This is a genomic window from Undibacterium sp. TJN19 (genome assembly GCF_049339485.1).
Classification (GTDB): domain Bacteria; phylum Pseudomonadota; class Gammaproteobacteria; order Burkholderiales; family Burkholderiaceae_D; genus Undibacterium.
Genome location: NZ_JBMPPL010000001.1, coordinates 65,047 through 80,547 on the forward strand (window position 1 = coordinate 65,047; position 15,501 = coordinate 80,547).

Here is a 15,501-nt window from a genome sequence, read left to right on the forward strand (position 1 = left end):
GCCAGCTATCATGCCCTCCAAAAAGCAATTGAATGGCAGTGCTGATGAGGTTGAAGCGGCTTTTTATGACGCCTTAAGCCGCGCTGATCTCGACGGCATGATGGCCTTATGGGCCGAAGATGAAGAAATTGTCTGCATACACCCCGGCGCACCCCGGCTGATTGGTCATGCGGCCATACGCAGTTCATGGGAAACCATCTTTGAACGCGGCAATGTCAACATCCACCCGCTGCAACTGCATGCGACACACAATATGCTGACAGCAGTACACAGCATTATTGAAGAATTCCAGCGTACCGGTGATGGCAAGCAGGATGTACATATACTGGCCACTAATGTGTATGTCAAAACACCGCATGGGTGGCGCATCACCATGCATCACGCGTCGGTTGCCAACGGCAAGGCGCCGATGGATATGTTCAAAGCCAGCGTACTTCACTAGCCAGGCCCGGCAAGCCCCGCCGGGATAGAATCGAGCAAAATGAAATATCAATCCCCACGCTGGTTGCCCGGCGGCCATCTGCAAACCATTTACCCGGCCCTGTGCATCAGCAAACCCGTCTCAGCTTTGCGACGGGAACGCTGGGATACACCGGATGCTGATTTCATCGATGTCGATTTTGTCGATGGCGAAGCTGGCAAACCCTTTGTGGTCTTGTTTCATGGCCTGGAAGGTTCCAGCCACAGCCATTATGCACGGGCGATGACAGCGGCCTTGCGTGAGCGGGGCTGGTCTGGTGCGATACCACATTTTCGTGGTTGCTCAGGCGAATTGAACAAGGCGCCACGCTTTTATCATTCTGGCGATGCACAAGAAATTGGCTGGATCGTCAACCGCCTGCAACAGCATTATCTGGCGCAGAATCCGCAAGGCAAATTCTATGCTGCAGGCGTTTCACTGGGCGGCAATGCCCTGCTGCGCTGGCTGGGAGAATCGCAGCATCAGGCCGAAATTGTGACTGCTGCCTGTGCAGTTTCTGCCCCGCTTGACCTGGCACAGGGCGGTGCTTCTTTATCAAGCGGCTTCAATATGGTCTACACGCGCATGTTTTTAAAAACGCTGAAACCCAAATGTCTGAAAAAACTGGAACAGTTCCCTGGCCTGTTTGACCGCGATGCCATGCTCAATGCCAGGGATCTCTACGAATTCGATAATATCGTCACCGCCCCCCTGCACGGTTACCGCGACACCGATGATTACTGGTACCGCGCCAGCGCCAAACTGATATTGAACGATATCACCTTGCCGACACTGGTATTGAACGCCAGAAATGACCCTTTCCTGCCGGGCATACATTTACCAAGGCAGGCAGCAAACTGTGTCACACTGGAATACCCTGAACATGGTGGCCATGTCGGCTTTGCCGCCGGCAACATGCCTGGCAACCTGGATTGGCTACCGAAAAAGATATTGCATTTTTTTGAGGCAAACAGCTGATGGATGACATCGTCAAGGCAGCCATGGCCAAGTGGCCAAATGTTCCGCATTGCTATGGCTGGCTGGCACTGGATGCGCGCGGCAACTGGCGCATGCGTGATGAACGCTGCCAGGCGTTGAACCTGCCAGGCGACGCGATCCGCAATACGGCCCTGCTGGCCTTCATCGAGCGCAATTATCTATGCACTGAAGACGGCTGCTGGTATTTCCAGAATGGCCCGCAACGCGTCTACGTGGATCTGGAAGCCACACCATATATTGCCTGCACCACCCCTGATGCAAACTTTAGCCTGAAAAACAGTGAACAGCCATTCAAACCTGAACTGGCTTTTCTTGACCCACAAGGCAGGTTGATTCTCAGCAGCGGCAACATCCTGGCCCAGCTTGATGACCGCGACCTGGCAACATGCCTGCCCTGGCTGATGCTGGAAAAACAGCCTGTCAGTGACGAAGTATTATTGCAGTGGCTGGAAACTGCAAACGCGCCAGGCCAGCAAAACTTGCAATTACAATTATGCCCGCCCGGTGCCAATGAATTAAGTCTTGATGTGCAGCGCTGTGAAGAACATCAGTTGATGCGGGAGTTTGGCTATGTGTCAAAGCCGCGGCAGGAACAAGCCACCTGACTTATCCGACGACTGACACAAAACATTCGCGCCTGCTGCGTCAGTTTCGCTGACGCTCCCATCTCACTGGCTCAATGCAGCTTTTTCCATATCTCTTGAATAATGACCATGGAAATTTCATCAGGGTGGCGACTAATGTCCTTGCGCATCGCCATGCACGAATCCGTCAGCGCCACGTTGCCACGCCATAAACCTGTGTCATTGCGTATGCCCATGCCCCAGTACATATGAAACTGGGTCAAGCCTTCATAGCTTGAATCTTTGACACGCTGTTTGCTGGCATCATCGAGCTTGGCCAAAATATCTGTCGCAGCCTGATCACAGCTCGTCGGCCAGGTATCTGCATCTGGATAGCGCTTGCAAGTCTTGTCGTAGCCGTTTTTTCCCGGCGTGGCACAGGTAGCAGTTGCCTGACTGGGGCTGCTTGCATTTGCAGCATTGGCAGCATTGGCTGCCTGTGTCGCCGTATCTTGCGCATAGGCTGGAATGGCATAGGCTGCCACGGCTGTAGTGAAGGCAAAGCAAATGCCGGATAAAGTAAATTTCATTGCCTGCCTGTTCTTTTCTTAATTATCAAACAGGCATCATACATGAAACGCTTGTAACCGCAGCTGATTCAGTAATTATTCCTCCAGCCAGGGGCCGTCATCCCACCAGCTTTGTGCCAGGATGGTGGTGACGTCATAGCTGGAATCAGCTTTTTCCTGATACATAGGCAAACTCAAATGAACGGCCAGCTCCAGATCATAGGATTTAAATGCAGCCTTTATTTCTTGCGGGGTATTTTCAGGATAGACCGCAAAGCAAACCAACTGATCCGCCTCGTCAATCGCCAACAACTGACGCGCTACCACCTTGCCGTAACTATTGCGGGCATACAAGACCTGTTTATTGGCATCCAGCAGACAGGCGACGGTAGAATAGTCACATATTCCACCGACTCCAAGACAACTATCGACATAGGTGCCCATCATGAGAATTTCAAATGGATCATACTCAAACGCCAGGCTCAGATCTCCCCAAGCACTATGCACAGTGCGCTTCAGGCCAGTATGCCAGAAATGACGTTGTACTCTTGGATGCTTCGCATACCATCTGAGATTGAGCGGATGATCAAGAAAATTTAGCGAATTACCCGCGGTGACATTTGATAAAAATCGTCGCAAACCCTTGCGATTCTGTGTAAAGCGCCCATTTAAACTCGCCAGTAAACGTAGTGCATGTCTGGCAGATGCAGAGTGATCATGCAATCGAAATGGTGCATCCACCTCTTTCCAGAACGCAGCTTCCAGCGCCTGCAATCGCAATGACGGCAAGCGCGACAATGCGACTTTACAATGCCTTAATATTTGCAACAACGACAAATCCAACTGCCCGTCAAAGTATTCACGCAAGCGACGTGGCAAAGGACTATCCAATCCGGCTGCGCTACTTAAGGCTAACAGTCTAAGACATGCCGCCTGAGGAGGCATCACATTCCAGTCCATGGAAAACCACTCAGTTTTTATTTGTGTCCTCATAAAAGACTGACGCCTCTCACCAGCCATACTACCAAGCAAGCGCATGGTTTTGAATAACCTGACTGGTGCATGCAGCATTGAATTTCGTAAAAAGAATGGGCTTACGGTATTAAATGCGTAGGTGCCAAAAACAATCAGATTTGCATTATCTTGTCGGCGGCAAGCACGTTCAAAATGCCGCCAAACAAGATTGTCCAGATTCAGAATTTCTTGTCTTTCGTTTTCTGGCCAGGTTTCAACAATATTTACAAAACTGTGTCCATAGTCGATGGTAGATGAAAACGGCGGCAGGCATAATTTGTATATCAGAGGCAAAAAATCTTGTGCCGCCTTTGATAAACTCAGGACATCGTCCCAGCCTTCAACAAAGCGACTCCACATTAAGGCCAGTTTATTTTGTCTTTCTAAAGGTAAAGCTATCAGAGCTTCATGACAAACACAAAATATTTTCAAATAGACTTGCCATTTTTCCTGCAATTGATTTTTATTTTCTTCCCCCATAAAGCTATAGATGATGCTGAGCCATGTGCGAGCAGCCTCTTGATTGAATTGTTCCCATCTGGTTTCATGCAGCAGTCTGGAGAAACCAGGCAAATCTGCGCAATAATTCCATAATGAAACCCAAGAACTGATACCTGCCACATCGCAAGCTTTCGCGATCGCTTCCACTGGCACGTCCTTACAATCCTTGTCGGCTATCAGCACATATCCACGCAATTCGGTTTCACCACTTACTTCAAATAGCAGGCAGCCAGCAAGACTATATTTCACACTCACGTTCTTGGAAAGATTACGCAAGACACTCCGCAAATAAAATTCAAAGCGCTGATCATCCTGTGTCAGCGCATCCAACTGCATGAGCTGTGCATCTGTCATTTTCGACAAGGATAAAGCGCCTTGCATTTCGTTTGCCAACAAGCGCAAGAAAATAGTCAGTCGGCATGCAGGCAACAACAAAGCCAGTTCTATCGCATGTATATGTGTGGCATCGAGCGCGCACAGGCGTGCCAGCAGTTGCAGGTTTTCTGACCGTAACTCCTCTCCTATATGCATGCTGTTGACCTGCCGCCAAAACTGCAACCAGGCCAATTGCAGAACAGCACTACAACCACGCAATCGCCACAAGAAATTGCGTCGAAATGCATCCGGAAAAGCTGGCAAGACTTGCAGGGGTGTTTGCCATGAACTGAAAAACAGACTAGTGCAGCTTGGCTTTGCTGTCACGGGTAAAGATATGGCTTTTCCATCCGCACCCAGCACAGGCAAATTGGTAAAATCATGCCGAGCAAAAAAAGCATCCAGCAAACGCTGGTCAGCCAGCAAGCTACATAAATCCAGTTCAGGTTTTGCCTGCTTTGGGGGTTGGTACCTGGTGCCACGAAAAGCACGAGGGTTAGCAGCAGTTGCAACAGGAGGTTTTATCATTGTGAGCTGGGGCACTGCGCATGTCAGCGTATTTGCAGTGTCCCGTACGGTCATCCAGAACACCCGCCAGAATGCTGGCCAGACGCAGGAAAGTTCACGGGCACCTTGCAGACTATCCCAGTCAGCCTTCAAGCTTCTTGCCTCGGGAAACAAGCCTGTGTCCAGGGTATCCAGACTGACCTCACGAAACCCGTTTTGCAAGACGCCATCAATCTCGTCGCTGAGCAGGGCAATAATTTGCCCAGGCTGGCGCAACAGGCTGATTAAAATCGATTTGACGGCAGCAGGCTGGCCTGCTGCCTTGGTGACAGAGTGGGATTCTTGCATGTGAATAAAATGAAAATCAGAGATGAAAATCAGAAGTGAACAAATATCGTGTAGCACCAACAAAGCATTGCCAAGCTTATATTGGTTAAACACGGTCTTCACTGAGGCTGAGTCTGTTTTAAATGACCAGGCTCGCATTTTCATCTGCGTATCACATGCGATAAATCTTTTGCTCTAATTGTTCGTCGCTTATTATAGCGGCATTCAAGCGTTCAGCGATACGGGTACATATGGCATCGTCAAGCCCAGCTCTCTTAAAAGTATTCTGCCATAACGAGTCGCTATGGCTTTCATACAGACTTTCAAAGTCATCACTTTGAAGAATTTATGTATCCACTCAATCTATTCAAAACGTATGGCGATTAGAGCGTTATTTTAAAAATCAACGCCGCTTTTTCTCATCCGCCAACTGCTCTTTGTGTTTTTCTTTCCATTCGCGTTCACGCGCATCGATGACGGATAATTCAAAATACTGCGCGTCTTTTTCACGGCGGGCTATATCCAGTTGTTGCAGGGCGGCTGCCAGATTGCCCTGTATGCCATAGGCTTCAGCCAGCGCCAGATGCTGGGCGGCCTGCTTGCCCTGCAATTCATACACCTTGGCAAGCAGATTATGCAGATTGGCTTCTTGCCTGTACAAAACGATCTGATCACGTAAAAACACGGCTGCCTGTTCTTCTTTTTTTGCTGCCAGCAGCGCTTCGGCATACTGGAAGGCGACTCCACGTGATAGTGGCAGGTCACGCATGGCTTTTTCTGCTTCTGCGATAGCCGCATCATTCTGTTTGCTAGCCATCAGAATATCGATAGACAGATCAGCAAACATGCTGCTTTGTGTGAGTATTTCACGGTAGGTGGCAGATTGCTCCACCAGTTTGTGTGCCTGGTCAAGCAAGGTTCTGGCTTTGACGAAATCAAGCTTTTTATAGGCGATAAAGGCATTGCCATATTTTGCGGTAATCAGGTCATCGGCCTTACCGGTTTTTGCCAGTGCATCAAAAAAAACAGTTGCATCCATCAAACCTTGTGGGCTACTGTCCTGCAATACCCTTACCCTGGCCTTAGTCAGTAAAAATTCCAGGCTGTCTGCATGCTGACGGTAACGCTCATCCAGCATGCGCGCCTGGATGTCGGCGATGCGCTCACTGGTCAGTGGATGGCTGCGCAAATACGGCGGAATATTATCGCTGTAGTTACGGGTTGAGCTTTGCAGGCGACCAAAAAAACTGACCATGCCAGACGGATCAAAACCGGAATCACGCAAGATCTGGAAACCTACGCGGTCAGCTTCACGTTCGGCATCACGACCAAAATTCAATTGCCTTTGTATGGCCAGACCCTGCCCCCCTGTCATCACGGCCATTGCGGCATCGGGGCTGGCGCGTGCGGCCAGCACTGCCAGTGCCAGCGCAGCCAAAGGGATCAGTGCATCATTTCTCTGACTGCTGAGCATGCGGGCGATGTGGCGCTGCGCCACATGGCCAATTTCATGACCCATGACAGATGCCAGTTCAGATTCGGATTGCGCTGCCAAAATCAGGCCAGAATGAAAACCGATGAAACCTCCGGGAAAAGCAAAGGCATTCAGTATCGGATCGCGGACAGCAAAGAACTCGAAGTTAAAGGACGTTTCACCACGCGCATCAGGACGGGTTTCCAGCATCTTGTTGCCCAGGCGGTTCAGGTACTCAGACACTGGTGCATCGTCCATGTAATCGGGGTCACGTCTGACCACGTTCATGATTTGCTCGCCCAGTTTGCGTTCAGCCAACGGGGACAGGTCTTCTCTCGAGGTATCGCCAAGAGTGGGCAGGTTTTGTGCAAAGGCCGTGTCCGGGGCGGTGCTGACGCTACCCAGCCCAGCCAGCAACAAAGCCGCCACACTGAGCGAAGTACGACGAAAAGGCAGACGCAGAAAATTCACTACAGAATTAAAAGTCGGGTTCACAATGCTATGATACTTGGACACTGAATAGCTTCCTTTTTTCAGATTTTGTCTTCTCTTACCAACTGACTTTTTACACAACAATGAGCACAAATTCAAGCAAGCCAGCACTCAGCCATTTTGACAGCAGTGGCCAGGCTCACATGGTTGACGTTGCCGGCAAGGACGACAGTCACCGCATTGCCATTGCTGCCGGCAAAATACGCATGAAGGCAGAAACCCTGGACATTATCCAGCAAGGCAACGCAAAAAAGGGGGATGTGCTGGGTATTGCCCGTATCGCTGCCATCATGGCGGCCAAACGCACCAGTGATCTCATCCCGCTATGTCACCCATTGGCCTTGACCCGGGTTGCGATTGATTTTAGCATTGATGCTGAGAATGCCACGATTAACTGCCAGGCCCAGGTGGAAACAGTTGGTAAAACCGGTGTCGAAATGGAAGCACTGACCGCAGTACAGGTTGGCTTGCTGACCATTTACGATATGTGCAAAGCTGCCGACCGGGGTATGGTGATGTCTGACATACGCGTGCTGGAAAAACACGGAGGCAAATCAGGCGACTGGGTCAGCCTGATTGATGGCTAAACATCAAAACCATACTCCAGAAATCACCTGTATCAGGGCGCATCCCTTGGCGGCATGCCTGCAAATACCGTGCGATAGCGTTCATCCAGCCCGGCCTTGACCTTCCAGTAATCATAATATTCAGGATAGGAAATCGGATGCAGGCGTTGCAGCGTCAGCATGGCACGGCTGGCTTTTTTGGGCTGACCGTTCAAGACATAGACTTCTGCCAGCTTGTTGATGACATGGACGAAACCGAAACGTGCCCCCCACTTTTCCAGGTAGGCGATTTCTTCTGCTGACATACCTTCGCGCGGCGTGGCCCGCGTCAGTTTGAAATACTCAAAAAATTGCGGATAGAAAGTCAGCGCTGGTTTTTGCATCGGGGCTTGCGGTGCGGCATAACCAGCCTGCTCGGTGCGCAGGGCCTGGAAACCGGCAACCACGCGTTGGTAATCCAGCGTCAACACGGCCATGAAAGCAATGGCAGCGACAATGACTGTCGTTGCCGTGCCCAATAAAAACCTGGAACTGCCTTTGATAGCGGAGTGGGTATCCGCCCCAGGCCAGCGCAGTTGATGCACCATGCCCATCAACACGCCGGTTGGCACGAGAACATAGGCATACCACAGTGGGAATTCAACCATGCTGTGTACCAGCACGGCGATAAAGCACAAACTGGCAAATTGTCGCGGCAAGGTTTTTTGTGGTTTGATGCAGGTTTGATAAAACCACCAGGCCAGCACGCCAAAAAACAGGATGCTGAATGGCCAGCCCAGTTCAGCAGCAAAATTCAGGATCAGGTTATGTGCATGCTCGGAATACGTACCGGAGGCAAAATCGGCAGCAATATGGACTTGTTCCGCACCAAAACCAAACCAGCCCACCCCAAACCACGGGTGGGTGGCTGCCATATGCCAGGCCTGGGTCCATAAAGACATGCGTTCAGAACGACCACTGATATGTTCAACCACAGAGCCGCCAGCAAAGCCCATCATATCGCCAAGATAGGGCAATGCCAGCACCATCAGTGCATAGAGCAGGCAAGCGCCCCAGCTCAATAGCGGACTGATGCGCTTTGCCATCAAGCTGTCAGCGTCGAATTTTTGGCCGCCCAGCAAGGCAAACGCCGGAATAATTACCCAGCCTATGCGTGAATGTGTCAGCGTTAGCCCAAACAACAGTATGACGGTAGCGACCATGCCTGACACTTTGTCGATCTTGTTGCTCTTATATAGATAGATGATAGCAGCCAGCGCCAGGCACAGCAGCAATGCCAGTTGATTAGGTTGCGCCACATTGGCATATGGGCGCATGAAAGGCTGGGCATCTTTGGCGATGTACATCACCAGTGGCCAGGCATTCATGCCCGACAATTGTATACACTGAAAAATCACTGACAGCAGGCCGGCGATCAGATGAGCAACAGCCAGGCCATAGCATAGCAACGCCGCCCCACCCGTTTGCTGACCCCAACTCGCCCCCAAGATGATCGCTGCAATCAGCACAACTATATATAGTATAGACATAAGCAGATCACTGGGGCTGTCGATGCGGTCGAAAAGAAATTGCGTGAATATGCATGTCAGCAAAGCCAGAAAAAGATAGCTGATTGCCGGCAAACGCAGACGCACGGTCTTACCACCGACAAAAACAATAATGGCAAAGCTCAGCCCCAGAACGCAAAGCAGGTCGTGGTAATAGGTGCGGTAAGGATGAATATGAAAAGGATGCAGGTAAGCACAACACATGAAAATGGCAAAAACCAGCACAGCCCAGGCTGTCGCACTAACTGGAAATACGCGTGAAAACATGAATGGGTAGCTTTCTCATATCAATGAAAGACAAATTATCGCATGCGCACTGTTGCATTGCGGCATTTTAGCTTTTCGGCAAAAGCGACAAATTTTGTCAGTAAAATCGCTATCCATGACAAATTTTGACAAATTTTGTGAACGAAAACAAAAATTGGACGAAAAAAACAAGGCAAATCCAAAAAAATATAGCTGGCAAGCAACTTGCTACCCTACAGTTAGCTTCTAAGCTTATTCAAATTCGACCAGTGGTTTTAATTTTCAAAAGCTGGCACGCATCATGCTTAGAAGTAAGTGCTACATTTGACTAGCCTTCTCTATTTCAATTTTAAGGATTTATCATGAAAACTATGCAAAAGGGCTTTACCCTTATCGAATTGATGATCGTTGTCGCGATTATCGGTATTTTGGCTGCTGTTGCAATCCCTGCTTATCAAGATTACACAGTTAAAGCCAAAGTATCTGAAGTTGGTAGCCTGGTAGGACCAGCTCTGCAAAAGATTGGTGTAATGTGCAGCGGTGGCAATTTGGCCTCAGCGACAAGTAACGCCAGTGCAGATATGCCACTTGCTACCTCAATTACTGGTAAATATGTTGCTACCGTTAGTGTTACTGGCGGCACAACTCCACTTGTTACAGCCACATTGAAAGCATCGACTGACCTTGGAACTGCTTCCGGTCAGACAGTAATCTATACTGGTAGCTGTGGTGTAGGTTCCTTGAGTTGGACAGTTGGCGGCACAGTACCACCAAAATACCTGCCTAAAGCATAACTATATTATGTAGCATCATTAGATCTTCGATCTAAAATAGAGCCGTTCAGTTTTAACTGAACGGCTCTTTTCATTATTGAGCGCAAGGCTGGGGTTTTATACGGATATTTGGAATGTTGAATAAACTTAAGCAGTTCTTAATCGGCACTAAGCCTGAAATAGCGATAGAAATCACGAAAGTTGAGTCTGACATTTTGTCACCGGAACAAGTTAATGAAGTGATGACACACAAAAACAAAGGTGATCAATATCTTGGAGAAGGTGATTTTTTAGCCGCAGAACAATGCTATCGGTCTGCGCTTGCAATCAATAACATGCACGCAAAAGCACATTGCAATCTTGGATTTGCGCTTAAAGAGCAAGGGCGTAATGATGAGGCGATTTCATTCTTAAATTCAGCGCTGGCAATTGATCAGTCCAACGCGGATGCTCATTATCTATTAGGTACAATATATTTGCTTCAAGGAAAAGCTCCCTTAGCTAAGGCGTCCCTTAAAAAAGCGATACTGTTAGCACCAGATCTAGAGTTTGCTTACCGTGACCTGGCTCTGCTATTAATTCAAATCGAAGGTATCGTAGCAGCCAAGCAAGTGATTATGTCAGGCATCAATGCCAACCCATCATCTGTTAATTTACATTTTTTCTACGGCGATCTGTTGTTACAGGAAAATGAATTAAACCTGGCGAGTCAAATATTTCAGAAAGTGTTGATGCTTGATGTTCAACACCTTGGTGCGCTACACCGACTTGGGGAAATTCATTTAAGACTAAATGAATTTGATAATGTGGTTGCTTTCATGAAGAAAGCCTTAGAGATTAACCCGAATTTGACAGAAGCTTTCCTATACATGGGAATTGCCTTTCAGCATAAAAACCAAATGCCGGATGCAATAAACAGCCTTCGTCGTGCCATAGAAATCGATATCCAAAATATTGAAGCGCACAAAAACTTGGCCAATATTGCGATAGCTCAGGGAAAGCTTGATAACGCCATCACAATCTGGCAGACAATCCTTGAGATCAATCCGCAATTAGCAGAAATACATAACAACTTGGGTGTCGCCTTTATAGAAAAAGGAGACCTTAATACTGCAATTGAAAATTGTCAGAGCGCAATCAATATCAACCCAACTTTTGCTGAAGCACATTACAACCTCGGGCTTGCTTTTCACAAACTGAAGCAATTTGAAGGGGCTATAAATAGCTACAAAAGAGCACTAGAAATTGATCTTTTTTCAGCAGATGCGCATAATAATTTAGCGATAGTACTTAATGAAATAGGACGATTTGATGAAGCCATGATTCACGCCAGACGGGCCTTGGACATAAACCCTCTGCTAGCAGAAGCTCACTATACTTTAGGCAGCATCATGCTTATTCAAGGCAACTTAAAACAGTCTATTTCAAGCTGCCGCAGAGCATTGGAAATCAAACCAGATTTTGTACAAGTACATAATAACTTGGCATTAGCGCTAAAAGATGAAGGGTATTTAGATGAAGCGTTAGTCTGGCAAAACGAAGCAATTAAATTAAATTCATATTCAGCGAATTATTTATTTAATAAAGGCCTGTTATTACTTACCCAAGGAAACTATACAGAAGCCTGGCCTTACTATGAAAGCCGTTACGATCCTCGTACTGGTTTAAACAGCAGTAAACTCCCAAAATTATCATTTCCACAATGGCAAGGAGAATCTTTGGTGGGTAAGTCCTTAGTCATTTGGACTGAACAAGGTTTTGGTGATTACATACAGTTTATTCGCTACGCTGCATTGCTTAAAGAGAGAGGCGCTATTAAATTGACAGTGTTCTGCCCAGCCCCACTGCAAGCGTTACTAGCAACAGCTAGTGGTGTTGATGTCGTAGTAACAGATCCATTATTGGTATCTAAACATGACTTCTGGGTTCTAGTATTAAGCCTTCCATTTCATCTAAAAACGACGACAGAAAATATCCCGGCCCGCTTCCCCTATCTGCATGCATCCGCAGAAAAGCTTAAGCAGTGGAAACCATTTATTCCAGCAACAGGCTTGAAAGTTGGATTAGTCTGGAAAGGTAGTGAGGCAAATACAAATGACAAGAATCGCTCTTTATCCGGTTTGAGTTCGCTTGCTCCACTTTGGGAGGTATGCGATGTGAGTTTTGTCAGTTTGCAGAAAGGCCAAGGGGAAGTTGAGGCATTGCAAACACCAATCAATCAGCCTATTCTTGCATTAGGCTCAAATATAGAAGATTTTGCCGATACTGCGGCTATTGTTGCACAACTGGATCTGGTCATTTGCGTGGACACTGCTGTCGCGCACGTGGCAGGTGCGCTTGGCAAAGCCTGCTGGATAATGCTTCCGAAAATTGGTGTAGATTGGCGCTGGATGCGCGACAGATCAGATTCACCTTGGTATCCAAATAGCGTGCGGTTATTTCGGCAAATAGAAGTCGGTGACTGGGATACTCCCATACAACAAATTGTGGCTGAATTGAAGACTGTGGCCGAAGCCGTCTGAGCAAAAGTGACGAATTTTGCTATCGTTGTTATATTGCAGTACAGAGTCGGCGGAGATTTCTTCCGCAGCTAGAATGTTAGCCAAGGCTCGATAATGTCCTAACCGATGAGTCTTACGCAACACGAAATTCTAGTGCCCAGGTTGATAGAAGGTCTTTGCTGCGACATTCCAGTGAATTTTGTCTATCTGCTTCCCTTAATTCAAACGCGTTCACAATGACTTAATAGAACTTGATCACGTGCCTCTCTTGAATCAATATAGCTAGCACTTTAGATAAGTATTATTTTTACAACCTCCGATGGGATCGGTGTCTCGAAGCCTTAACAATGATTGGGAGTATTTCCCAAGATCAATTAAACTACGGTAATTGACTACAGCGCTTCTTTCCATCGTTGAAAAAAATTGAATTTCTTAAATGAAAATTGTTCAAGAGTATCGAAACTATTATTTGAACATAAGAATTAATGAGGTTCAGAAATAAGTAATTGAGTCTGCATTTCCAATATGAAATTGGTAAATCAATCTCACAGTACTAGCAGACTTAGAAGCACGCACCAGGATGAATTTACAAACATAGTCCTTGAGCACCCGCGATAGTAGTAAAACTTAATTTTCTTTGCGCAATGATCAAAAATCGCCTACCACTTTTCGCACTACTCATATTTTTACTGATCACATTTCTTGTGTATCAACCTGGCTTGAGCGGTTATTTTTTCTTTGATGATTACGTCAATATTATCGACAATAAAAATTTACGCATTAACGACCTCAGTTGGGCATCGATCAAGATGGCTGCATTTTCTGGCAGCGCTGGCATGCTGGGTCGACCTATTAGCATGCTCAGTTTTGGCATTGATTATCTAGCCGCCGAGTATAGCCCGGGACAGTACAAGCTCAGTAACGTCTTAATTCACTTAATAAATGGTTTGTGTGTTTTTGGGCTTTCTCGCCTGCTTTTCAGGGCGCATCGTGAACGGCATTCTGTTTCGCTAGCTACTACTCAGGCTGATTGGGCCAGCGCCATCATCGCAGCTATCTGGTTACTGCATCCCTTGAACATTTCTTCTGTGCTGTACGTAGTACAAAGAATGAATAGCATTTGCGCCCTGTTCACAATACTGGGGATGATAAGCTATGTCAGCGGTCGGCTAAGTTTAGAGAAAAACCAGAGCCGTGGCTGGATCGGTGTCATTGCTTCATTTGTTATTTTTACTCCACTCGCGATGCTCAGCAAAGAAAATGGAGCTCTACTACCCCTGTATTTATTATTGATAGAGTGTATTTTTTGGCGCTTCGTCAGCGCAACACCTGTCACAACTACCTTGCTCAAAACAGTTTTCATTTTGACTGTAGCCCTCCCCATTTTTGTGATTTCTACTTACACGGCTTTGCACCCAGAATGGCTAGGCAACACCTATAAAATTCGTGAATTCAATTTATCAGAGCGCTTAATGACCGAAGCGCGGGTCGTGTGGCTGTATCTGCGTCTACTTTTTGTTCCTGATAATACTGTGCTAGGCCTGTTTCACGATGACATAGCAATATCAAGAAGCATGCTGAACCCAATCACTACATTACCTGCAACAATCGGTATTGCCGTTCTTAGCCTGATAGGACTTCTTAGCGTTAAACGCTATCCAATTGTCGGTTTCGGTGTTTTGTTCTTCTTGATTGGGCACAGCCTGGAATCAAGCTTCATACCTTTGGAACTTGCTCATGAGCACAGAAATTATTTACCTATTTTCGGTATTATTTTTGCTTTGATATTTTACCTTTTCGTCCCGGGCAAACAGAATGAAAGTGGAAAAATACGCAGTCAGCTTGCGGTTTTGATTATCGTCATGTTGGCTGGGGTGACTTGGTTGCGCGCTACTCAATGGGGCGACGCAGTCGAAATGAAACAAAAAGAAGTTGAGCACCACCCTGAATCAATCAGAGCGAATCTGGATATTGCCGCATATTATGCAGCGCTCCCTGCGACCAACCCTTTCGATGCAGAAGATTTCTACTCATCAGCCTACAAATATTATGTAAAAGCATCGTCGCTGGCACCCTCCGAAACTATAGGCTTGATCGGTCTTATTCGACTGCACTCGGCAAAAAATATCCCGATAGAAAAAGAATGGGTAATGGCACTCGAATCTAGGCTGAAAAAGTACCCTTTGTCAGCCAATGCTAGCAATGCTATAGTTGCCTTGTCAAAGTGCAACGTTTCGCAGAAATGCAAAGATCTCGACACTGACATGGAAAAAATTTTCTTGGCGGCACTCAGCGACCGCAAGGCAAATATTCCAGGAAAAGTGCAACTATTGTTCGCATGGGCAGATTTTTTGCACCAGACTAAACACGATGATGTGGCCGCATTAAATGCCGCCAATGAAGCAGTAAGCTACAACAAGAATGATTTAGATGCCCAAATGAATCTGGCCATCATGCTCATTAATTTCAAACAAATTGATAAGGCGAAAATGCAGATTCTTAAAATACGCGAACTGGATACACTAAAACGTTATACAGAACAGCTGGATCAGCTTGAAAAGCTGATGTCGCCACAATAATTCATCCC

Annotated in this window: 12 protein-coding genes; 8 read left to right on the forward strand and 4 right to left on the reverse strand. The window is 47.2% G+C overall.

From position 1 onward, the window contains the following. Positions 1-10: 10 nt before the first annotated feature. Genes ACO0LH_RS00295 through ACO0LH_RS00305 form a run of 3 tightly spaced genes read left to right on the forward strand, consistent with a single transcriptional unit; the run spans position 11 to position 2,064 of the window. Complete coding sequence (locus tag ACO0LH_RS00295; RefSeq protein WP_422939034.1) at positions 11-442, forward strand: YybH family protein; 432 nt, start codon at positions 11-13, stop codon at positions 440-442. Positions 443-481: 39 nt separating this feature from the next. After that, a complete protein-coding gene (locus tag ACO0LH_RS00300) occupies positions 482-1,438 on the forward strand; it encodes a YheT family hydrolase (protein WP_422939035.1) in 957 nt (318 codons plus the stop codon). Beyond that, positions 1,438-2,064: a DUF2946 family protein gene (locus tag ACO0LH_RS00305; RefSeq protein WP_422939036.1), complete on the forward strand. Its 627-nt coding sequence runs from the start codon at positions 1,438-1,440 to the stop codon at positions 2,062-2,064. Before ACO0LH_RS00300 ends, ACO0LH_RS00305 begins: the two co-directional genes overlap by 1 nt. 71 nt (positions 2,065-2,135) lie before the next feature. On the opposite strand, the gene ACO0LH_RS00310 is transcribed toward ACO0LH_RS00305, so the two are convergent. Both ACO0LH_RS00310 and ACO0LH_RS00315 read right to left on the reverse strand, forming a co-directional pair. Beyond that, the gene (locus tag ACO0LH_RS00310) at positions 2,136-2,612 is read right to left on the reverse strand and encodes a DUF6794 domain-containing protein (protein WP_422939037.1); all 477 of its coding nucleotides are present in this window, start codon (positions 2,610-2,612) and stop codon (positions 2,136-2,138) included. A gap of 75 nt (positions 2,613-2,687) precedes the next feature. Continuing rightward, positions 2,688-4,382: a hypothetical protein gene (locus ACO0LH_RS00315; RefSeq protein ID WP_422939038.1), complete on the reverse strand. Its 1,695-nt coding sequence runs from the start codon at positions 4,380-4,382 to the stop codon at positions 2,688-2,690. 732 nt (positions 4,383-5,114) lie between these two features. On the opposite strand from ACO0LH_RS00315, the gene ACO0LH_RS00320 reads away from it, so the two are divergent. Then, on the forward strand, positions 5,115-5,276 hold the full coding sequence (locus ACO0LH_RS00320; RefSeq protein WP_422939039.1) for a hypothetical protein: 162 nt from the start codon (positions 5,115-5,117) through the stop codon (positions 5,274-5,276). Positions 5,277-5,718: 442 nt separating this feature from the next. Here the strand turns inward: ACO0LH_RS00320 and ACO0LH_RS00325 are convergent, their stop codons facing one another. Further along, on the reverse strand, positions 5,719-7,305 hold the full coding sequence (locus ACO0LH_RS00325) for a M48 family metalloprotease (protein WP_422939040.1): 1,587 nt from the start codon (positions 7,303-7,305) through the stop codon (positions 5,719-5,721). Positions 7,306-7,364: 59 nt separating this feature from the next. Here ACO0LH_RS00325 and moaC point away from each other — a divergent pair, with 59 nt between their 5' ends. Then, the gene (gene moaC, locus ACO0LH_RS00330; RefSeq protein ID WP_422939041.1) at positions 7,365-7,868 is read left to right on the forward strand and encodes a cyclic pyranopterin monophosphate synthase MoaC; all 504 of its coding nucleotides are present in this window, start codon (positions 7,365-7,367) and stop codon (positions 7,866-7,868) included. Positions 7,869-7,900: 32 nt separating this feature from the next. Here the strand turns inward: moaC and ACO0LH_RS00335 are convergent, their stop codons facing one another. Next, entirely contained in the window at positions 7,901-9,661 is a 1,761-nt protein-coding gene (locus tag ACO0LH_RS00335) for a Wzy polymerase domain-containing protein (RefSeq protein ID WP_422939042.1), read from the reverse strand. A 341-nt stretch (positions 9,662-10,002) separates the two neighbouring features. On the opposite strand from ACO0LH_RS00335, the gene ACO0LH_RS00340 reads away from it, so the two are divergent. The 3 genes from ACO0LH_RS00340 (at position 10,003) to ACO0LH_RS00350 (ending at position 15,493) form a co-directional block, all read left to right on the forward strand. Further along, positions 10,003-10,434 carry a pilin gene (locus tag ACO0LH_RS00340; RefSeq protein ID WP_422939043.1) on the forward strand — a complete coding sequence of 144 codons (432 nt, stop codon included), beginning with the start codon at positions 10,003-10,005 and terminating at the stop codon, positions 10,432-10,434. Between the two features lie 113 nt (positions 10,435-10,547). Next, entirely contained in the window at positions 10,548-12,935 is a 2,388-nt protein-coding gene (locus ACO0LH_RS00345; RefSeq protein ID WP_422939044.1) for a tetratricopeptide repeat protein, read from the forward strand. 623 nt (positions 12,936-13,558) lie between these two features. Then, positions 13,559-15,493 (forward strand): tetratricopeptide repeat protein, encoded by a 1,935-nt coding sequence (locus ACO0LH_RS00350; protein WP_422939045.1) that lies wholly within the window; start codon positions 13,559-13,561, stop codon positions 15,491-15,493. Positions 15,494-15,501 lie beyond the last annotated feature (8 nt).